The 20,965-nt window shown below is 68.1% G+C and carries 10 protein-coding genes, 3 tRNA genes and 3 pseudogenes; 6 read left to right on the top strand and 10 right to left on the bottom strand.

The window, feature by feature from the left end; all coding sequences use genetic code 11:
* Positions 1–420 precede the first annotated feature (420 nt).
* A complete protein-coding gene (locus tag BHS09_RS27755) occupies positions 421–1,758 on the bottom strand; it encodes a cytochrome B6 (protein WP_237079865.1) in 1,338 nt (445 codons plus the stop codon).
* An 897-nt stretch (positions 1,759–2,655) separates the two neighbouring features.
* On the opposite strand from BHS09_RS27755, the gene BHS09_RS27745 reads away from it, so the two are divergent.
* Entirely contained in the window at positions 2,656–3,696 is a 1,041-nt protein-coding gene (locus BHS09_RS27745) for an MBL fold metallo-hydrolase (RefSeq protein ID WP_174258910.1), read from the top strand.
* Positions 3,697–3,879: 183 nt separating this feature from the next.
* On the opposite strand, the pseudogene BHS09_RS40135 reads toward BHS09_RS27745, so the two are convergent.
* Positions 3,880–4,439 (bottom strand): annotated as a pseudogene (locus tag BHS09_RS40135) (SDR family NAD(P)-dependent oxidoreductase).
* Positions 4,440–4,463: 24 nt separating this feature from the next.
* Positions 4,464–4,891: pseudogene (locus tag BHS09_RS27735) on the bottom strand (FAD-binding protein); the annotation flags it as partial.
* Positions 4,892–4,900: 9 nt separating this feature from the next.
* On the opposite strand from BHS09_RS27735, the pseudogene BHS09_RS39605 reads away from it, so the two are divergent.
* Positions 4,901–5,218: pseudogene (locus BHS09_RS39605) on the top strand (tyrosine-type recombinase/integrase); the annotation flags it as partial.
* 65 nt (positions 5,219–5,283) lie between these two features.
* On the opposite strand, the gene BHS09_RS27725 reads toward BHS09_RS39605, so the two are convergent.
* The 7 genes from BHS09_RS27725 to BHS09_RS27695 all read right to left on the bottom strand — a co-directional run bounded on the left by BHS09_RS27725 (position 5,284) and on the right by BHS09_RS27695 (position 13,209).
* A tRNA-Asp gene (locus BHS09_RS27725) sits at positions 5,284–5,360 on the bottom strand.
* Positions 5,361–5,450: 90 nt separating this feature from the next.
* Positions 5,451–5,527: transfer RNA gene (locus BHS09_RS27720), tRNA-Asp, on the bottom strand.
* Between the two features lie 15 nt (positions 5,528–5,542).
* A tRNA-Val gene (locus BHS09_RS27715) sits at positions 5,543–5,614 on the bottom strand.
* Positions 5,615–5,760: 146 nt separating this feature from the next.
* Complete coding sequence (locus BHS09_RS27710; RefSeq protein ID WP_237079863.1) at positions 5,761–9,093, bottom strand: IPT/TIG domain-containing protein; 3,333 nt, start codon at positions 9,091–9,093, stop codon at positions 5,761–5,763.
* A 5-nt stretch (positions 9,094–9,098) separates the two neighbouring features.
* On the bottom strand, positions 9,099–9,947 hold the full coding sequence (locus BHS09_RS27705; protein ID WP_090490031.1) for a sugar ABC transporter permease: 849 nt from the start codon (positions 9,945–9,947) through the stop codon (positions 9,099–9,101).
* Positions 9,944–12,124: an extracellular solute-binding protein gene (locus BHS09_RS27700; RefSeq protein ID WP_140799547.1), complete on the bottom strand. Its 2,181-nt coding sequence runs from the start codon at positions 12,122–12,124 to the stop codon at positions 9,944–9,946. The genes BHS09_RS27705 and BHS09_RS27700 overlap by 4 nt, the downstream gene beginning before the upstream one ends.
* A complete protein-coding gene (locus BHS09_RS27695; protein ID WP_174260657.1) occupies positions 12,121–13,209 on the bottom strand; it encodes an ABC transporter ATP-binding protein in 1,089 nt (362 codons plus the stop codon). Before BHS09_RS27695 ends, BHS09_RS27700 begins: the two co-directional genes overlap by 4 nt.
* A 239-nt stretch (positions 13,210–13,448) precedes the next feature.
* Here BHS09_RS27695 and BHS09_RS27690 point away from each other — a divergent pair, with 239 nt between their 5' ends.
* The 4 genes from BHS09_RS27690 to hemE are packed head-to-tail and all read left to right on the top strand — an operon-like array spanning position 13,449 to position 20,885.
* Positions 13,449–15,890: a glycogen debranching protein gene (locus BHS09_RS27690; protein WP_140799545.1), complete on the top strand. Its 2,442-nt coding sequence runs from the start codon at positions 13,449–13,451 to the stop codon at positions 15,888–15,890.
* A 37-nt stretch (positions 15,891–15,927) separates the two neighbouring features.
* Positions 15,928–17,424, top strand: a complete 1,497-nt coding sequence (locus BHS09_RS27685; protein WP_237077486.1) for a hypothetical protein — start codon at positions 15,928–15,930, stop codon at positions 17,422–17,424.
* Positions 17,425–17,438: 14 nt separating this feature from the next.
* Positions 17,439–19,784, top strand: a complete 2,346-nt coding sequence (locus BHS09_RS27680) for an alpha-amylase family glycosyl hydrolase (RefSeq protein ID WP_237079862.1) — start codon at positions 17,439–17,441, stop codon at positions 19,782–19,784.
* A 54-nt stretch (positions 19,785–19,838) separates the two neighbouring features.
* Complete coding sequence (gene hemE / locus BHS09_RS27675) at positions 19,839–20,885, top strand: uroporphyrinogen decarboxylase (RefSeq protein ID WP_140794476.1); 1,047 nt, start codon at positions 19,839–19,841, stop codon at positions 20,883–20,885.
* Positions 20,886–20,965: the final 80 nt, after the last annotated feature.

The following is a 20,965-nucleotide window of genomic DNA, read 5'->3' as shown; positions in this document are numbered from 1 at the left end:
CGGCCGCGCCGAGTGGTGCGGCCGCCAGGCGCTGCGTCATTCACGAACATTGAAGGGCCCCTCCGGCAAATGCTTGCATCTGCTGCCCTGCAATGCTTCGCGGGCACGAGACGCTTGCGCGCCAGCAACGGCTCCGCTGGACGGAGGTGGACGTCCGGCCCCCTCCCAACAAGCAGTGGCGGTGCTCCGTGCTGGAGGGATTTTCCCTGCACGCCAACACGCACCTGCATGTCAACGACAGGCAGGGACTGGAACGGCGATGCCGCTACGGGGCGCAAGGATGTGCCGCGCCCCTGACGGATGGGAGAGCGGGGATTCATGCTGGATCGGCGGAGTCTCGCGGCGCCCTCCCGCCCAGCCACGTGTGGCTCGGCGGGAGGGTGCCGCTCATGCGCCCGAGGCAGGCTTGCCGCGCGCGCGTCAGAGCGTGCGCATGAACGCGACCAGGTCCTTCTTCTCCTGCGCGTTGAGCCGGGTCTCCAGCACGAGGTTGAAGAACTCCACCGTGTCCTCCAGCGTCATGAGCCGCCCATCATGGAGATAGGGCGGAGAGTCCTTGATGCCTCGCAGGGGGAATGTCTTGATGGGGCCATCGGAGCCCATCACCGCGCCGTTCACCAGCCGGGGCTTGTAGAAGCGCTCCGCCTGCAGGTTGTGCATCAGGTTGTCTGTGTAATACGGCGGGAGGTGGCACACGGAGCACTGCGCCTTGCCGAAGAAGAGCGTCTGTCCGCGCAGCTCCTGCTGGGTGGCCTTCTTCGGGTCCAGCTTCCCGTCGAAGCGGAGCTTGGGGGCCGGCGGGAAGTCGAGGAGAGCCTGGACCTCCGCCATGAAGTGTACCTGGCTGCCCCGCTCGAGGATGTTGACCCCTTTCTTTGTCGCGATGACCGGGTCGCCATCGAAGTACGCCGCGCGCTGCTCGAACTCGGTGAAGTCCTCCACGGTCTTCAGGGCCCGCTGTGAGCCGAACAGGCGCTGGATGTTCACCCCGCGGAGCGTCGGCGTATCGATGCGGTGGCGGAACTCCTGGGGCCGGATGTCGCCCACCAGGTGCGTGGCGCCATTGGAGTGGCCGTTGACGTGACAGTCGAAGCAGCTCACGCCCCGGCCGGGCAGCTCGGAGCGGCGGTCGGCGGTCTGATTGAACTGCTGCTGGGGAAAGGGCGTGACGAGCAGCCGGAGGCCTTCCAGTTGCTTCGGATTCAGGAGGCCGTTGAACAGCTCCTGGACGTTCATGATGGTCACCAGCTTCCCCTGCGAGACATCCCCCAGGTCCGGGCGCGTGGTGAGGAAGATGGGCGGCGGGAACTCCGGCAGCAGGTGGTCCGGCAGGTCGAAGTCGAGGTCGAACCGTGTGAGGTCCCTCCCTTCCTGCCGCTTGATTTCATCGATGTGGAACTTGGGGAAGACCATGCCGCCTTCCGGATGATTCGGGTGGGGCAATGGCATGAAGCCCGCGGGGAAGAGCCCCCTGTCTCGAATCGCCTCCGGGCTCATGGCGGCGAGGGACTCCCAGGTCACGCCCTGCGGGAGCTTCACCCGCACGCCTTCCTGGACGGCTTTCCCCCGGGACATGGTGACGCCCCGGGCCGGACGGTTTCCCAGGTCATAGCGGTGTTCGAGGAGCTGTTGGTGGCGCGCGGTGATTTTGGGCTTCTCCGCCTTCATCCGCACCATGACGTCAGCGAAGGGCTCCGTCTGGGCCACGGGCATGTAGCTGGTGCTGCCCCGCAGCTGCACTTCCTGGGCGTGGGACATGCCTGTGTCCATCATGAAAAGGCCCATGACTGCGACAGCGATGTATGGGATTCCCCCCTGCGGCTTCATGCAATTCCTCCTTGGGTCTGACTTCGCCCGGAATGGTGCCCTGCTGTTCAGGCAAGGTATTCAATTGCGGCGGGTGTTTGTCCGAACCGGGGGCGAACCGTTGGCCAGTTCATACGTTGGCGCTGGTCCACGCCTGCGCAGCCGGGGGCCGCACGCGCGCGAAGCGGCGGCGGTCTCCGTCTCCGCTCACGGCATCGGGGGCGTTCGGGGGTGTGTCCTCGTCCTCCCTACCGGACAGGGGCCTCGTGTCCCTGGGTCGGCGGTGTGCACGGCGCGCGCACGGAGGCACGTCGTGCCAGGCAGAAGCGAGAGGCGCTCAGTGCCTGGACCACCACGTGTCCGGCGCGCGTCAGGTGCAGGGTGTCGCCCTGTCGCAGCACGTAGGTCCTTCACGTCCCCTTCGCAGGTGAGCCACAGCAGGCCCTCCTGACATGTGAGCGTCAGGGGCCCTCCGCCCTGCGTGCCCACGCGCCCTCAAGCCGGTGCTTCCAGCGTGTCTTCGGCAAGTACGCCCGGTCGACGGGCGCGCTGCTCATGCTGGCGCGACGGCCCTGGCTTCGCCGCCCCGTGGTGCGGCTGCTGGGGAAGACGCCCTGGCTGTTCGAGCGTATCCTGCACGGCATCGTGACGTGAGCACGGGGGGCGGTGGCCGCCTGGGAGTTCGCGCACCGTCACCGTCGCGTGACACCGGCGGTGCACCGCTTCTGGTGTGCGCATTCCAGGTTGCCGGCCGGGCCTGAACCCAGTCCACTGTTGGACTGGCACACGGACGCGGGCCCGGGCCGCGCGGGTTGGTTTCCGAGGTGTCTTGCATGGAGCGCCACACGCATGTCGAGGCTCGCATCGGTGTTGTTGCTGTTGGGGGTTCCGTGGCTCGGAGGCTGTCTCTTCGCCGGCCCGCGTCACCAGGGACCGGTGACGGAGCACTTCGACGGTAGGCACTTCCAGAACCTGGAGCCCGTCAAGCCCCTGAGTCCGGAGGAGATCATGGAGGCGCTGCGAAATGGGCCTCCTCGGGGTTCCTGGCGGGACTACGAGGAGTCTCCTCCAGGAAAGCCGCCTCCGGAGCGCGTGGGGCCGGGACAGCTCCGGGTGACGTTCATCAACCACGCCACCGTGTTGGTCCAGGCGGATGGGCTCAACATGCTGACGGACCCCATCTATTCGGACCGTCCGAGCCCGGTGTCCTTCATCGGCCCCAGGCGCGTGCGGCCTCCGGGCATCCGCTTCGAGGACCTGCCACCCATCGACGTGGTCGTGGTGAGCCACAACCACTATGACCACATGGACCTGCCGACGCTGCGGCGCCTGGAGGAGGCGCACCATCCGCGCTTCATCGTGGGCCTGGGCAACAAGGCGCTGCTGGACGACGAGGGCTTCCGCCAGGTGGTGGAGTTGGACTGGTGGCAGTCCACGGAGGTGGCTCCGGGCCGCACGGTGACGGCGGTGCCGGCGCGGCACAGCTCCAACCGCGGGCTCACCGACATCGCGGCGACGCTCTGGGCGGGCTACGTCCTCTCGACGTCCGGCGGGCCCGTCTTCTTCGCTGGAGACACGGGCTTCGGTCCCCACTTCGCGATGATGGCCGAGCGCTTCGGGCCCATGCGGCTGTCGGTGCTGCCCATTGGTGCCTACCGGCCCACCTCCTTCCGTCCGATCCACATGGGGCCGGTGGAAGCCCTCCAGGCGCACAAGGTGCTGCGCTCGTCCACGTCGGTGGCCATGCACTACGGCACCTTCGCGCTCGCGACGGATGGCCAGGACGAGGCGAAGTACCACCTGCTGTGGCTGCTGGCGCGCGAGCCCATCCGGCCACGCTTCTGGGCCCTGGGCTTCGGCGAGGGCCGGGACGTGCCCCCGCTGGACTGAGTCAGCGATTGAAGGGGGCGGAGTCGAGGACCAGGCAGGCGAAGGCGAAGCGAAAGCCCAACCGCCGCGCGAGGCTCCACGCGGCCGAGGGTGTCCTCTTCCCCGTAGGTGCCCCACTCGGTCCAGCCCGCCGTGTGGGGATGGCAGAGCGCGCTGACAAGTCGCGCCGGAGTCCCTGCGCGCTCAGAGCTTCATGCGCTTGAACAGGGTCTCCGGAATGGTCCGGATGATGAGCATGATGAGCGCCCAGATGCCGGGGACGTAGACTTCGTTCTTCCTCGCGTCCGCGGCGCTCAGCAGTCCGCGCGCCACCTTCTCCGGCGAGGCGAAGAGCTTGTTCTTCGGCAGGTGCGCCGTCATCGGCGTGTCGACGAAGCCCGGCTTCACCGTCACCACCGCCACGTTGGACTTCGCCATCCGGTTGCGCAGGCCTGGAGGAAGACGTTGAGCGCGCCCTTCGACGCGCCGTACACGTAGTTGCTCTGCCGGCCGCGGTCGCCCGCCACCGACGAAATCACCACCAGCGTACCGGCCTTCTGCGCCTCGTGGGTGTCGAAGTCGTTCAGGTCCACCACCTGCGACGCCACCTTCGCCGCGCCGCGCGTGGCGGCGTCCATCGTCACCGCGTCGAGGTTCGCCGCGTTGCGGCCGGTGAGGTACAGCGAGGCTCCGCGCGCGGCCAGGAGCCGCACCGTCGCCTGGGCAATGGCGCTGGTGGAGCCGAGGACGAGCACTTTCTTCATGGGGAGCGAATCTCGGAAGGAAGGTCAGCGGAGGGCAAGCAGGGACTGTGGCGGGGGCGCCGCCGACGCACACCGCTCCTCGGCCAGGGAGAAGGGCAGGGACACCGGGTTCACCCGCCGCCAGAACGACGAGGAGAACGACGGGTCCACGTACTGCTTGAAGCGGTCGCGCTGCGGGAAGTACGCCGCGAAGTTCTCCGGGCTCATCCGCGAGTCCTTCGCCGGGTACACCGCGCCGCCCGCCTGCCGCGTCAGCCGGTCCAGGTCCTCCACCAACTTCCATGTCTTCTCGCCGCGGTTGGCGAAGTCCATGGCCAGCGTCACGCCTCGCGTGGGAAGGACAGCCACCCCGGTGAGGGAGTGCCACCGAACGTCTTCAGCACCGAGAGGAAGCTGGGCGGTCCGCCGCGCGAGCTGCGCTCCAGGATTTCCTTCAGCGCGTCGCGCGCGGTAATCGCCCGCAGCCGGACGGCCAGTCGCTCACCGCGAGCATGACGGAGCACCGGCTATCGCGGGCGGTGGGCCGGGCGGGCATCAGCCGCGAGCAGGGGCGCATCACCTGGCACGACCTGCGCCACACCTAAGCAGCCACCTCACCATGCGAGGTGTCCCACTCAAGGTCATCCAGGAGCTGATGGGCCACGCCACCATCGAAATGACGATGCGGTACGCTCACCTCGCGCCGGAGGCCGCGTGAGAGCGCGGTGCAGCAACTCGACCGGCCGGTACCCCTCCAGTTCCACGCCGCTCCGGCCAACGACGCCGGAGGGGCACACTGAGGGCACATAGGGAGACGGAGGAAAAAGAAAAGCCCAGCAACCCCTGAGGATTGCTGGGCTCTCAATGGCGAGGAGTACGGGACTTGAACCCGTGGCCTCCGGCGTGACAGGCCGGCGTTCTAACCAACTGAACTAACTCCCCAGATGGGGGCTGCGAGCGGCAGGGCCAAAACCCGAGCCTCTCACTAAAAGGCGAAGGGCCCGGAACCTTGCGATTCCGGGCCCTTCTTATTGGCGAGGAGTACGGGACTTGAACCCGTGGCCTCCGGCGTGACAGGCCGGCGTTCTAACCAACTGAACTAACTCCCCACATCGGTACAACAGTGGGCGGAACAGGGATTGAACCTGTGACCATCGCCTTGTAAGGGCGCCGCTCTACCGCTGAGCTATCCGCCCGTCAGGCGTCCGCCGCGCTTCGGTGAGGCCGGCTTTTATCGGCCTCATCCGACACTGTCAAGCATACGCTTCAGCAGGTCCGATCATTCCGCAAGGCCGCCCGGGCCTTGGTGGGCATCCGGGCGGCCAGTGGACTGGCTATGTGGCTACGGGATGACCGTGCCGAGGTCCCCACCCTGGAAGCCGTTACCGGTGTTACCGCTGCCGCCCCGGTCGTTCCGGTCGCCGTAGCAGAACGGCCCGCCATTGAGCGAGTAGCGGTACGCGTAGGACGTCCCGGCCGACACTCCCTCCGGCAGGCTTACGGAGTACTGATCGTTGTTGCCCTCGTCACTGAGGTACGTGGCTGCCACCCACGTCCAACCCGAGATGCCCGGGTCGCTGCTCGCGGGGCCGTAGCCAAGCTCAGCGACGACGCCAGCACCCTGGCCGCTGCCGGGCGTGACACCGTCCACGTGTAGCTGGCCGTAGACGATTCGCGGGTCACCCTCGGCGCCCACGGCAATCTCGAAGGGCCACTGGAGGTTGCAGTAGCCAATCCCCGTGTGCTTGCCCACCGTGAGGGCGTGTTGCTGGCCCAGCGTGTACCCACCCACGTTGCTGCCGTCCTTGTCGCAGTACGTCCACGTCGTGCCGTCCGTGGAGTAGCGCAGGCTGACGGCGCGGTCGCCGGTGTAGGCAGGCGTCACGGTGGTGGAGAACTCATCCGTGTCCGCCTCGCCATTCGCCTCGCCGGTGTACTCCGCGGCCTTCCAGGTGAACGCGACCGCCTGGGTGGACGCGTTGGCGTCCGCGGCGCCCACGCCCACCTGCACCTGGACGTTGGCGCCCGGACCCTCGCCCGCGGTGACGCCCGGGATGTGCACCCGGCCCACCACGGTGACGATGTCGCCGCTGCCCACCGTCGTGCCGCTCACGTTCAGCAGGCGGCAGTAGCTGTCCGTCGGCTCGGGCTCCGGGTTCTGCGCGCTCACCGCCAGGCTGCCCGTCAGCGCCACGTCGAAGCCGTGCTCCGGGTTGGTGCTGTTGCCGTCCGCGTCGCAGTACATGAACGCGCCGCCGTTCACCTGGAAGCGGTAGGCGAACCGGTAGCTGCCCACCGTGCCCGGGTTGGGCAGCGTGGCCTCGTACTCGTCGTTGTCCCAGAAGTCGTCCTTGAACTGGGCCGTCGTGCTCCAAGCCCACTCGTCGGATGTGGCCGGGTCCTCACCCACGGGACCCCAGCCGAGCTGGCCCACGATGTCCGCGACTTCGCCCGTGGTGGTGTCGGTGATGCCCGCCACGTTGACGTACGCGATGATGACGTGGCTGGCCGCCTCGCCTGTGGTGTACGCCAGCGACTGTGGCGTGTTGTTCCCATCCGGTCCCAGCTTGCAGTAGTTGACCACGTTGATGGCCTGGGCCTCCGTCACCGTGAGCGTGCCAATCAGCGCGGCGTCGAAGCCGGAGGCCCCGCCGCTGTTACCGTCCGCGTCGCAGTAGAGGAATTCGCCGTCGTTCACCTGGAAGCGGTAGGCGAACCGGTAGCTGCCCACCGCGCCCGGGTTGGGCAGCGTGGCCTCGTACACATCATTGGCGCTGCCGAGGTCCGACACGTAGGTGCCGCTCGTGGTCCAGTTCCACTGCGAGGACGTGGCCGGGTCCTCACCGGCGGGCCCCCAGCCCAGCTGACCCACAATGCCCGCGCCCTGGCCGACCGCGTTCGTCACGCCCTGCACGTACACCTGCGCCTCCACCCGGCGGCTGGGCGTGGTGGTCGTCGTATACGTCACCGTCTCCGGCGTGTTGTTCCCATCCGGCCCCAGCTTGCAGTACCCGATGACGCGCGGGATGACGGGCTGGCCCGTCACGTTGAGCGTGCCGAGCTGGTCCATCTCGAAGTTCTGACCGCCATCGTCCACGCCGTTGCCGTCGCACACGCGGATGGGGCCGCCGTCGTGGTTGAAGCGCACCGCGTAGCGGTACTCGCCGTTGATGGCCGGGTTGGGCAGCGTGCCCTTCCACTGGTCATTCACCTCGAAGTTGTCCTTGTCGAAAGTCAGCTGGGCTGACCAGTTCCACAGCGGCGAGGTGCGCGGGTCCTCACCCACGGGACCCCAGCCGAGCTGGCCCGCCAGGTTCGGCCCTGCGCCTTCGCGGTCCGTCACGCCCGGCAGGTTGACTTGGGCGTACACCGTCTTCAGGCCCGACGTCTGCGTGGTCGTGTAGTTGATGGGCTCCGGCGCCGTCTGGTCGAGGCCAATCTTGCACCACGTCACCTGCGGCTTCGGCGCCTCATCACCCACGGTGAGCGTGCCCAGCTTGGTCAGGCTGAAGGTCAGCTCGCCCTCGTTGCTGTCGTTGACGCCGTCCACGTCGCAGAAGCGCCACGCGTTCTCACTGATGCTGAAGCGGTAGGCGATGCGCCAGGTTCCCACGGTGCCCGGGTTGGGCAGGTCGGCTTCCCACTCGTCGTTGTTTCCGTGGTCCGTCTTGTACTTGGCGTTGATCCACGTCCAGCCGCTGTCGCTGCTCGGGTCCGAATCCGCCGGGCCGTAGCCGAGCTGCGCCACCAGGCCCGAGCCCGCGCCACCGCCCTGGGTGACGCCCGCCGCGTACACCTGGCCGGCCACCTTGATGAGCGCGGTGTCGCCCGGCCGGTAGAAGACGTTGAGCGGCCCGCGGTTGTTGTCCGGGCCCAGCTTGCAATAGTCCACGCGCGGACGGGAGATGAACACCCGGCGCAGCATGTCCTCCGACACGCCGTTGGCGCTGCCATCGCCGTCCGCCATCACCCACGTGGCGCCGTTGTCGATGGAGAAGCGCATGGTGACGACCCACTCGTTGCGCGCACCACCAATGGCCGGCTGGAGCAGCACGGTGCCCTGGTAGATGTCCGCCTCGCGGTTGCCCGAGTCACCCTCGTAGGTGGCCTCTTCCCAGGTGTAGCTCTCCGGGTTGAGCAACTCCGCGTTCGCCGGGGCGAAGCCCACCTGCGCGCGGGTGCCGCCGCCCTGGCCCGTGCCACGGGTGATGCCGGCCACGGTGACGGCGCCGCGCACGGTGGTACCCACCGGCTGACCGTTGCTGACCGCGTCCACGTTGCCGTTGAGCACCTCGGCCTGGTCGATGTTCGCCGACGGCGCGCCTTCGAAGGTGAAGCCGCCCACCAGGGTGCCGTGGGCGCTGTCGGGGTTCACCACGCGCACGTCCACCACGCCGGAGGTGGCGGTGGGGGTGTAGCCGTAGATGCGGTAGGTGTTGACCACCACCACCCGCAGGGCCTCCTGCTGGCCGAAGTAGAGCTTCGCGCCTTCCTTGAAGCCGGAGCCGTAGACGTTGATGAGCGTGTTGCCCGCGACGGGGCCGCCCGAAGGCTGGACCTCCCGCACGATGGGCGCGTTGTCGCTGGGAGAAGGACCTCCGTCTGAGTCACCGTCACAGGCGACGACCAGCAGAGGCAGGACGAGGAAGAGGGCACGGAGACAGCGAGACGACATCGACATCACCCCTTGACGCCGCCAGCGGTCAGCCCGCCGACGAGGTGTTTCTGGAGAGCGAAGAACAAAGCCATGACCGGCGCGGAGACGATGAGCGCGCCCGCGGCGAACTTGCCCCACTCCACCTTGTGCTCGCCCACGAACCGCTGGAGCGCGACGGGCAGGGTGAAGCGGGACGGGTCATTGAGCAGCGTGGCGGCGAGGATGAACTCGTTCCACGCCGTCATGAAGGAGAAGAGCGCCGTCACGGCCAACGCGGGCCGGGCCAGCGGGAGCACCACGCGCACGAACACCTGGAAGGTGGAGGCGCCGTCCATCACCGCCGCTTCTTCCAACTCGCGTGGCAGCGTGTCGAAGTAGCCCTTGAGGTTCCAGATGCAGAAGGGCAGGGCGGTGGTGGCGTAGACGAGGACGAGCCCCGTGAGGCTGTCCAGCAGGTGCAGCTTCTGGAGGATGCTGTAGATGGGCACCATCATCAGCGTCGCCGGGAACATCTGCGTCACCAGTAGCGCCTGCATCCCGCCTTCCTTGCCGGGGAAGCGGAAGCGCGACAGCGCGTAGGCCGCGGACACCGCCAGCGTCAGGCCCACCAGCGTGGTGGCGCCCGCCACGACGATGCTCGCCAGGAGCTGCCGGCCGAACACCCACCGCCCCGCCGCGTCCGTGCCGGAGAGCACCTGCCGGAAGTGCTCCAGCGTGACGGTTTCGGGGAAGGGGTTGGCGGTGAGCGCCAGCCCGTCCGTGGGCGACAGCGCCATCTTCACCACCCAGAGCACCGGGTAGAGCGTGGCCATGCACAGCAGCGTCAGCCCGGCGTGGATGGCGGCCATCTTCAAGCGCGAGGGGCGGTTCATCCCATCACCTCCGAGGACGACCGCATCAGGCGCTTGGTGAAGGCGGACCAGACCAGCAGCACCACGAAGATGAGGACCGAGTACGCCGCCGCGAAGCCGTACTGCTCGTTGCGCTGGAAGGCCCAACGGTAGGCCTCGGACACCAGGATGTCGGTGCCGCCGCCCGGCTCACCGCCGGACACCAGGTAGATGATGTTGAACATGTTGAAGGTCCACACGCTGCCCAGGATGACGGCCGGCAGCATGGCGGGCCTCAGCAGCGGCAGGGTGATGCGGCGGAACTGCGTCCATTTGCTCGCGCCGTCCACCTCCGCGGCCTCGTAGAGCTCCTGGGGGATGGACTGGAGCGCGCCCAGCGCCACCACCATCATGAAGGGAAAGCCCAGCCAGGTGTTGGTGGCCACGTTGGCCGCGAAGGCCGTGGAGAAGCGGGTGAACCAGCTCACCGGCTCCAGGTCCAGGGCGACCAGCAGGCCGTTGATGGCGCCGAACTGCCGGTGGAACATGCCCTTCCACATGAGCGCGGTGATGTAGTTGGGCACGGCCCAGGGGATGATGAGCAGCACCCGGTAGACACCCCGCAGCTTCAGCAGTGGATCCTTCAACAGCAGCGCCAGGAACAGGCCGATGCTGACGTGGAGCACCACGTTGACCACCGCCCACAGCAGCGTCACGGCCAGCGTGAAATAGAAGGACAGGGGCTCGGTGATGCTGTAGCCGCGGCTGGCCAGGATATCCACGAAGTTGGCCAGGCCCACGAAGGAGTATTCCCCTGCCTCGTGGTGGAACAGCGACAGGCTGAGGCCCACCGCGAAGGGGACGAACACCAGCACCGCCACGCCGGCCGCCGCGGGGGTGATGTACGCCACCGCCTGCGCCACATCCGGGTAACGGCGCTTGAAGGGCAGCGTCGCCGCCGGGCGCCGCAGCACATAGACGGAGCCGCCCAGCGCCATGGCGCCCACCAGGCCCAGCCAGGGCAGGGGGCTGGCGTCGGGCGGGCGCTCGCGGTGCAGCGCGCGGTAGCGCCGGTCCGCCAGCGCGCCCGCGTCCTGGGGCTCGGTGCCGCCCTGGAGCACCGCGCGCAGCGCCAGCTTCATGGGCTCCCAGACGCGCGCCATCTCCAGCGTGTTGGGCATGGGCGTCGCGTGGCGGGCCGCCTCGCGGAAGGAGGAGATGAGCGTGTCCTCCCGCACCTCCTTCAGCGTGTACGCGGCCACGTCCGCCGGAATCTGCCGGCCCACCATGGCCCGCACGCGCGAGGCCTCGCCCAAGGAGATGAAGCGCGCCAGCGCCTGGGCCTGCTCCGCTCGTTTGGAGCGCGCGGATACGTAGGCCGTCTCCACGCCCAGGAAGGGGCGGATGGGGATGTTCGTGGTGCTCACCACCGGCAGCCCCACCACGCGGTAGTCCACGTTGGGGGCAATCTCCCCGGCGAACCACGGCCCGCTGATGATCATGGCGGCACGGCCGTCGTTGAAGAGGCTCTTCACCAGCGCGCCCGAGGCCTCCTGGGGGATGAAGCGCCGGTCCTGCAGGTCCTTCACAAAGGCCAGGGAGCGGGCCATCCCCTGTGTGTCGAAGCTCGCGCGGCCGTTTGCATCGAACAGCTCGCCGCCGAAGCCGAAGAGGAACCCCGCGTGGAAGTAGAAGTCGCCGCTCTCATAGGCCAGCCCGAAGCGGCCCGCGTCCGCGTCCGACAGCGCGGGCAGCATCGCCAGCAGCGCGTCCGTCGTCTCCGGCGGCTGGGTCACGAGCTTCGTGTTGACGTAGAGCGCCAGCGACTTGAGCGACATGGGGTAGCCGTACACCTGGCCATCCACCTCCAGCGCCTCCACGGCGTTGGGGAAGTAGTCCTCGCGCGCCAGGCCACTGGCGGGGGCCATCAGGTGCAGCGCGTGGAAGTTGCGCAGCCGCTCGTGGTTGAAGATGAAGAGGTCCGGGCCCACGCCATGGGGAATGGCGTTGGTCAGCTTGGCCGCGTAGGCGTCGTAGGGCAGGGCGAGCAGCTCCACCTGGACGCCCGTCTTCGCGGTGAAGAGCTCCGTGGCCTGGACGAGCGCCGTCTCCTCGCCGCCGCGGTACGCGTGCCACAGCTTCAGCGGCTTCTCCGTCTCAGGCGCCGCGTGCGCGCTCAGCGCCGTGGCGAGCAGCGCCAGGCCGAGCCACTGGCTCACGACGCGACCTCCAGCGAGGCGGGCTGCTCCGGATGGCGCAGCGCCTTCGCGCCGTCCTTGGAGAAGACGTGCAGCGCGTCCGCCACGGGGACCAGGTGCACCTTGTCACCCACCACGACATTCACACCCTTGTCGAAGCGCGCCGCCACCGGACCGGCCTCCGTGTTGACGAAGGCGTACCCGTCAAAGCCCAGTCGCTCCACCGCGTCCACGGTGCCGGTGAGGGGCCCCTGGGACATCACGCGCAAATCCTGGGGACGCAGACCCAGCAGCACCGTGGCTTCCTCAGTGGCCACGTCCGCTGGACAGGGCAGGGTGAAGCCCTTGCCGGTAAACTGAGCCCCCTCGCGCCGCGCCTCCAGGAAGTTCATGGAGGGGGAGCCGAGGAACCCCGCGACGAATGGGTTGGCGGGGCGGTTGTAAAGCTCCAGCGGCGGGCCCACCTGCTGGAGGAGCCCGCCATTGAAGACGGCCACGCGGGTGGCCAGCGTCATGGCCTCCACCTGGTCGTGGGTGACGTAGATCATCGTCGCGCCCAGCCGGCGGTGCAGCCGGGCCAGCTCGCCGCGCATCTGGACCCGGAGCGCGGTGTCCAGGTTGGAGAGGGGCTCGTCGAAGAGGAAGACCTTCGGGCGGCGGACGATGGCTCGCCCCATGGCCACGCGCTGGCGTTGGCCGCCGGACAGGGCCTTGGGCTTGCGCTCCAAGAGGTGGCTCAGCTCCAACATTCCGGCCACCTCCCGCACGCGCGACTCAATCTCCGTGGCGGGGAACTTCCGGAGCGTCAGGCCGAAGGCCAGATTCTCCCGCACCGTCATGTGCGGGTAGAGCGCATAGGACTGGAACACCATCGCCACGTCGCGATCACGCGGCGGAACGTCATTCACCCGGGCGCCGCCAATGCGCACCTCGCCCGCGTCCACCTGCTCCAGGCCCGCGATGAGCCGCAGCAAGGTCGTCTTCCCGCACCCGGACGGGCCGACCATCACCAGGAATTCACCTTCACCCACCTGAAGGTCCACGCCCTTCACGATGAGGTTTTGGCCAAACGACTTCTTGATCCCGCTCAGGGTGACTTCGGACAAGTCGTGCTCGGAGAAATGAATGGGGAGACGGTCGCACACCTTACCCGGACGCTCCTTGTTTCCTCAAACCTCCTTGGTTGCACGCGCTACATCATTCCCAGGCGTGCATCAGTGAACGAAGGTCTGTTCCCGAGTCGAAACCGGGGCCCTGCCTTGTCAGGCACGGAAGGCGCTTGTTATGGAAACGGAGTTTTGTTGCCGGGCCGAGTCATGTCCGGACCTCGAGGTCAGCCTACCTGATGCGCACTCCCAGAATGTCCCGCCTCGTGGGCGCGGCGCTGTCCACCGCCCTGTTCATCACTGGCTGTAGCGAGAGCGACTACGTCCGGCTGTACCACAGTGATGCTCGGGCCCCGAGCTACTCGGTGGACGACATCGAGTCCCTTCGCCAGATTGGCCCCACCTACGTGGACAAGGGCGTGAACTTCGCCCTGTACTCGGAGAACGCCACCCGGCTGGAGCTGCTGCTCTTCGAAGACCCGGAGAGCAACCGCCCGGCGCGCGCCTATGAGATGACACGCTACGGCGACGTGTGGAGCGTCTACGTGGAAGGCGTGGGCGTGGGACAGCACTACGGCTTCCGCGCATGGGGACCCAACTGGGAGTTCGACCCGCGGTGGTTCCCCGGGTCCATCCATGGCTTCAAGGCGGACGCGGACGTCTACGGCAACCGCTTCAATCCAAACAAGCTGCTCACGGACCCGTACTCCAAGGCCCTGCACCGCGATCACGACTGGAGCAAGGGCAGCACGGCCAGCGGTCCGGCCCGCACGGAGGTGACTTACGCGGCCTCCGCCAAGAGCGTCCTCGTCAAGAGCGGCGACTACCAGTGGGGTGAGGTGGAGCAGCAGTGGCGCGCCAACCGCCAGGACGAGAACTGGCAGGGCCACGGCTGGCAGGACCTCATCGTCTACGAGGTCCACGCCAAGGGCTTCACGGCGGACCCCGCCAGCGGCGTGCGCTTCCCGGGCACCTACCGCGGCTTCGGTGAGAAGGCGGCCTACCTGGCTGAGCTGGGCATCACCGCGGTGGAGCTGCTGCCCATCCACGAGAAGCCGCTGGACGGTGGCTACTGGGGCTACCAGACCATCAACTTCTTCGCGCCCGAGCTGTCCTACGCGGCCTTCAAGGAGCCGCACCAGGTCATCAACGAGTTCAAGTGGATGGTGGAGCAACTCCACAAGCACGGCATCGAGGTGATTATCGACGTCGTCTACAACCACACCGGCGAGGGGGGCCTCTGGCGCGAGAAGCTGGAGACGGATGACGTCATGCCCGGCGAGCCGCTGGAGTCCCTGGACCCCGCGGAGACGGCTGGCCTCTATTCGTTCCGCGGCATCGACAACCAGGCGTACTACGCGCTCAACCCGGACCGCCGCACGTATTGGAACAACACCGGCGTCGGTAACCAGACGCGCCCCAACCACCGGCCCACGCGCAAGCTCATCATCGACAGCCTGCGCTTCTACGTGGAAGAGCTTCACGTGGACGGCTTCCGCTTCGACCTGGCGCCTATCCTGGGCGAGCGCGACGGCGACTACAACCGCTGGGACGACCCGCGCAATACCGTGCTCCAGGACGTCATCGACGACCCGGTGCTCCAGAAGTACAACACCCGCATCATGGCCGAGCCGTGGAGCGCGGGCGGCTGGTACTGCATGCCGCTGGGCGAGTTCCCCAACGCCAAGACGCAGCCGGGCAATGGCTGGTACGAGTGGAACGGCCGCTTCCGCGACTGGTGGCGCGCGTTCATGAACCAGGACGGTTGGAAGCTCAACTCCAACGAGGGGTCGCTGTGCGGCCGGCCCGGCACGGTGGACGGCGGCTTCCTGATGCATGGCAGCCAGGAGTGGTTCGAGCGCAATGGCCGCCGCCCGTATCACTCCATGAACTTCATCACCGTGCACGACGGCTTCACGATGTACGACCTGTTCGCGTACGACGAGAAGCAGAACCGCTGCGGTCCGCTGAACCCGGTGTGCTGTGACACACCGAACAGCCCCTTCTGCGACAAGGTCAGCGGTGAGGAGCACAACCGTTCCCGCAGCTGGGGGCCGATTGGCGACGAGCGCGCGGAGAGCATGCGGCGGCAGATGATTCGCAATGCCTTCATGTCGATGATGATCAGCCACGGCACGCCGATGATCCTGGGCGGCGACGAGTGGATGCGCACGCAGCTGGGCAACAACAACGCCTACTCCACGCTGTCTGACAATCCCTTCAACTGGTACCAGTGGGGCGCGTACCTGGCGCGCGACGAACGTCACCGCATGTTCGAGTTCGTGAAGGCCGCCATCCGCCTGCGCAAGGAGCACGCCTACGCCTTCGCGCCGAAGGACTATGGCAAGGGCGCGCCGCTGGCCTGGAAGAGCGCGCAGAACACCGAGGCGGCGTGGGACAGCAAGCAGTTGATGATTCACTACCACGACGCGTCCTACGGGCCGGAGCTGCTGGTGCTCATCAACATGGAGCCCCGCGCGGTGGAGTTCACGCTGCCCGAAGGCCGCAAGTGGACGCGGCTCATCGACACGCAGGCGTACTTCGACAGCCCCGCCTATCTCACGACGGCGGGCCTGGACAGCCGGTCCACGGGTAACTCGTGGCTTGATATGCCGTCACCAGTGAACGGTCCGACGTACGGGATGCCGGAAAGAACCATCGTCGTCCTGCGTGCGGAGTAGGCAGGCAAGCAGGTTGCGCTATAAGCAGGGCCCGCCCATGCGAGTCCTGCCTGCGCGCCTCGGCGCCATCCTGTTGACGTTCCTGCCGCTCGTTGCCCTGGCCGATGCGCCTCGCGATCGCTTCGGGGCAGCGGGTTACTTCCGCATCATGACCCGTCCGGACTTTTCGGGCGGCTCTGGCCAGCTGGGCTATTACTGGCTCTACGGACGGCTCCTCAACGAAAGCCCTTACGGAGAGCTCAACCTCCGGCTGGATGCGCTGCAGGCCACGCCGGGGTCCGACGAGGTGTGGGCAGAGGTTCACTCCCGTATCTCCGGCAGGTCGTTTCGTTCGGCGGACCCCGGTAATGGCTCGCTGGTGAACTTCAGCGCCGACTACCTCTTCGTCCGCGCCGGCAACATCCTGCTGGACCGGGTGACGTGGCAGCTCGGCACGCTCGAGGACCGCTGGAACGACCTGCACATCTACGACCAGCGTCCCGGCACGCTGCTCTGGGACACGGTGGGCCTGTCCGGCACGTACCAGGGCGACCGCTACGACGTCCTGCTGGCGGTGGGGGACAGCGGCTACACACTGCGCCCGAACAACTACAATACGGTGCTGACGGGCGCCGCGTCGTTCCGCTACCGGCTGATCCCCGGGCACCTGGAGGTGGGTATCCGCGGCCAGGTGGGCTACGAGCCCGCGGTGCGCGGCAACCGGAACGCGCTCTACGCGTCGCCTGGGACCAGCTACGAGAGCTTCGCGCGGCGCGAGGTGGTGCGGCGCTACTTCGAGGCCAACCCGGGCGCGGAGGACCTGGTACCGGACCTCAAGGCGCGCAGCGCGCTGTCGTACCGGGCCATGGGCTACGTGGGCTTCGGCGGAGTGGGGCCGCTGGTGTGGAGCAACCTGTACCTGACGTTCGAGAAGCGCCACCCGCAGCCCTTCTACACGGAGAACTTCCGGGGCCGGGACTGGACCGTGTACGTCACGGACCAGACCGACGAGCGCTACGACGCCAACCTCGGCAACGAGGCCTACCTGCGCATCATCCCCGACAAGCTGGAGGCGCTCTGGGGCGTGTGGGCCGGCTACTCGTTCAACAAGGACAACAAGATCGCCGCGGGTGAGGACAACCGCGTCATCGCCTCCACGGTGCTTCGCCTTCAGTACTTCCTCACCGACAGGGTTCACCTCCTGGCGGAGAGCAGCATCGCGCGCGAGAAGAGCCTGAACGGCAATCTCTACCGCAACCATGTGGACTCGGTGTTCACCAGCACCGACGGCATGGCGGACGCGCGCGGCCTGGAGTTCGGTGACAGCGATACGCGCGACACCTGGCAGTTCAAGGCCGGTGTGGTGCTCAACCCCACGGGCCGCGGCATCTACGCGCGCCCCAGCTTGCGGCTGCTGTACGGGCTCCAGCGCTCCACCCAACATGCGGCGTTCGGCAACTCCTTCGTGGACAGCCTGGACCAGTACAACGTTTACGTCGGCCCCGAGCGTCACTGGCACTCGGTGGTCGCGATTGAGGCCGAAGGATGGTTCTGACAAGGCGATGGAGCGTGGTGGTCTCCCTCACCGCGGCGCTGGCCGCGGTGACGCTCGCGGCGTGTCTTCCCCGCGCGGCGCCTCCGCCCCTGGCTCCCAGCGGCACGGTGGTCGCCGTGGCCTACGTGCGGGATGACGCGAGGCGGGCCGGCGTGGTGGCGGACGTCCCGGAAGGACTGAAGCAGCGCATCGCGGAGACCCTGGCCAGGCGCAACCTGCGCGTGGAGGTGGTGCCCTACGCGGACTACGCCGCCTACTTCGCGAAGGTGCGCGACTCGCAGCGCCGCTTCGAGATGCTGAAGGCGCTGACGCCGGAGGCGCCGCTGCACCTGCTGGTGGAGACGCGGGTGTCGTTCTTCAGCCAGGTGGGGGGCCGCTTCTCGTGGGACATCTCGGTGCGGACCACGGGCGCGCGCGCGGACTCCGCCATGGCGCCCACCGTCGTCACCCAGGACTACGGCGCGGCGCTTCAGTTCGACCAGCAGCGCGAGGACGATGCGCAGTTGGAGGTGGCCACGCAGATTGCCGGACAGGCGGGCGCGCTGTTCGACTCCTTCCTGGCCTCACCCTTCCTGGTGCCGGACACGGACGGGGGGCCGGGTACGGTGCCGGGCCTCGACGCGCCGGCCGGACCGGGCATCGAGCCGGGCACGGGCACGCCGGATGTGCCCCAGCCCTACCGGGGTTTGTGGGAGCCGCCGGCGGGAGACGCGGTCTACTTCGTGATGGTGGACCGCTTCTCCAATGGAGACCCGAAGAACGACGGTGCAGTGGACCTGGAGGACGCGCAGGCCTTTCACGGCGGAGACCTGCGAGGAGTCATTGACCGACTGGACGGGCTGCGGCAGCTCGGTGTCCGCACGGTGTGGCTTTCACCCGTCTTCCAGATGCGCACCGACAAGTTCCATGGGTACGGCGCCTTCCACGGTTACTGGGTGGAGGACTTCGGTCAGGTGGAACCGCGCTTCGGAGACGAGGCCCTGCTGAAGACGCTGGCGGCGGAGTTGCGCCGCCGGGACATGCGGCTGGTGCTGGACGTGGTGCTCAACCACGTGGGGCCGGAGACGCGCCTGTCGCGTGAGCGGCCCGACTGGTTCCACGGCCAGGGGCCCATCAAGGACTGGAACGATTCACGCGAGCTGGTGATGGGAGACGTGCACGGCCTGCCGGACCTCGCCGTGGAGAGGGAAGACGTGTACGCGCACCTGCTGGCGCATTCGCGCCGGTGGGTGGACGTGCTCCAGCCCGCGGGCTTCCGGCTGGACGCGGTGAAGCACATGCCCACCTCCTTCTGGGCTCGCTACAACGACGACTTGCGCCAGCACGCGGGGCCGGACTTCCTGCTGTTGGGGGAGATGCTGGACGGCGACCCGGTGCTGCTGTCGAACACGATGAAGGAAGGTCGCTTCGGGACGATGTTCGACTTCCCGCTGGCCTTCGCGCTGGTGGACGTCTTCTGCAGGGACCGCTCCCCGTCGCACCTGGGCGCCATCCTCTTCAACGACCGGCTGTACCCGGCGCCGGGCTCGCTCGTGACGATGGTGGACAACCACGACCTGCCCCGGGTGATGAGCGAGTGCGGTGGTGACGTGGAGCGGGTGAAGCGGGCGCTGGCGGTGCAGCTCACCGCGCGCGGCGTGCCGGCGCTCACCTACGGCACCGAGGAGGGCCTGAAGGGCGCGAAGGAGCCGGAGAACCGGGGCGACATGCGCTTCACGAACCACTCGCTTCGGTCGTGGATTGGCGGGTTGCTGACGTTGCGTCGAGGCAGTGAGGCCCTCCAGCGTGGCGAGACGTTGATGCTCGCCGCCCGGGAGGACCTCTTCGCCTACGCCCGCGTCACCGCCGACGAGGCCGTCGTCATCGCCGTGAATACCCGTGACAGCGCCGTGGACGTGCCGCTGCCCGACGGGCTGGCCGGCGCGAAGCTGGAGCCGCTGGCCCTGGCGCCGCCGTTGGCCGCCGGGGGCGCGGGCTTCATGCGCGTGCCCGCCGGCGAGGTGGCCCTGGCGCGGCTGAAGCCCCTGGCGGCGGGCGGTTTCGCCACGGCGGCGAGGCTCGCGGGTCTGCGGTGGCGGGGGATGGGCGCGCGGCGCAAGGTGGAGCTGGCCGTGGATGACCCGTCGGTGCGGTTGGTGGGCAGCGGGCCGGAGCTGGGCGGGTGGAAACCCGAGCGCTCGCTTCGTCCAGGGCCCGACGGCTTCGCGCTGTCGCTGCCCGTGGGCGCCGTCTTCGAGTACAAGCTCCTGCGCGACCGCTCCCAGGGCACGTTTGACTGGGAGGACGGCGCCAACCGTCTGCTGTTCGTGGACGAGGGCACCGGGCCGCTGCGCCAGACGCTGGCTTGGAGCCAGCGCTGACCGCATCTGTTTCCTTTCGCCCCGCCTGGCGCGGGGCCCACTCCGAGGTTCGAAGTGAACGACCGACTCCTCCGCGCGGCGCGCCGCCAGCCCACTGACACGACGCCGGTATGGCTGATGCGCCAGGCGGGCCGCTACCTGCCCGAGTACCGGGCCATTCGCGGCAACATCGCCTTCCTGGACCTGTGCAAGCACCCGGACCTGGCGGCGGAAGTCACCGTCCAGCCGGTGACGCGGCTGGGTGTGGACGCGGCCATCATCTTCTCGGACATCCTCATCCCCGTGGAGGCCATGGGCATCACCCTGGAGCTGGGGGACAAGGGGCCGCACTTCCCCAACCCCGTGCGCTCCGCGGCGGACATCGACAAGCTGGGCGTGCCCGACCCGGTGGAGGGCACCGGCTTCGTGGCCGAGGCCATCCGCCGCACGCGCAAGGCACTCAATGACTCCGTGCCCGTCATCGGCTTCGCGGGCGCGCCCTTCACCCTGGCCGCGTACATGGTGGAGGGTGGCGGCTCCAAGAGCTACATCCTCATCAAGCGGCTGATGTTCGAGCAGCCCGAGTTGGCGCACCGCCTCTTCGGCAAGCTCACCGACACGCTCATCCCCTACCTGAAGATGCAGGTGGAGGCGGGCGCGAGCATCGTCCAGATTTTCGACTCGTGGGGCGGCGCGCTGTCGCCATGGGACTACGAGCGCTTCTGCATTCCCTACCTCAAGCGCATGGTGTCCGAGCTGAAGGCCACCGGCGTGCCCGTCATCGTGTTCGGCGTGGGCATGTCCAACCACCTGCCGCTGCTCAAGAGCACGGGCGCGGACGTGGTGGGCCTGGACTGGACGTTGCCCATGGACGAGGGCCGGAAGGTGCTGGGGCCGGACGTGGCGGTGCAGGGCAACCTGGACCCGCTGCACCTGTTCCTCCCCCGCGAGGAGCTGGACGGCCGCGTGAAGGACATCCTCCGCCGCGCGGGCCCCGAAGGGCACATCTTCAACCTGGGCCACGGCATCCTCCCGCCCACGGACCCCGACGCCGCGAAGTTCCTGGTGGAGGCCGTCCACCGCCACGGCGTGGCCCTGCGCCAGGGCACGCTGGGCGCCTAGGGTCGTCTTCCCCCGGGACGGCCAGCCGCCCCGGGGGAGTGTCCACCGATTGATTTTTGAATCAACGGACGATTGACGCG

This window comes from Myxococcus xanthus, assembly GCF_006402735.1.
GTDB lineage: Bacteria > Myxococcota > Myxococcia > Myxococcales > Myxococcaceae > Myxococcus > Myxococcus xanthus_A.
Note: the sequence above shows the minus strand (reverse complement) of the source record. Positions and strands in the feature narration are given on the sequence as shown.

What these genes read in the sequence shown, in the direction of transcription:
- BHS09_RS27755 (WP_237079865.1), bottom strand. Translation starts at nt 1,758, where the DNA reads ATGTCCCACGCCCAGGAAGTGCAGCTGCGGGGCAGCACCAGCTACATG.
- BHS09_RS27745 (WP_174258910.1), top strand. Translation starts at nt 2,656, where the DNA reads ATGTCGAGGCTCGCATCGGTGTTGTTGCTGTTGGGGGTTCCGTGGCTC.
- BHS09_RS27710 (WP_237079863.1), bottom strand. Translation starts at nt 9,093, where the DNA reads ATGTCGTCTCGCTGTCTCCGTGCCCTCTTCCTCGTCCTGCCTCTGCTG.
- BHS09_RS27705 (WP_090490031.1), bottom strand. Translation starts at nt 9,947, where the DNA reads ATGAACCGCCCCTCGCGCTTGAAGATGGCCGCCATCCACGCCGGGCTG.
- BHS09_RS27690 (WP_140799545.1), top strand. Translation starts at nt 13,449, where the DNA reads ATGCGCACTCCCAGAATGTCCCGCCTCGTGGGCGCGGCGCTGTCCACC.
- BHS09_RS27685 (WP_237077486.1), top strand. Translation starts at nt 15,928, where the DNA reads ATGCGAGTCCTGCCTGCGCGCCTCGGCGCCATCCTGTTGACGTTCCTG.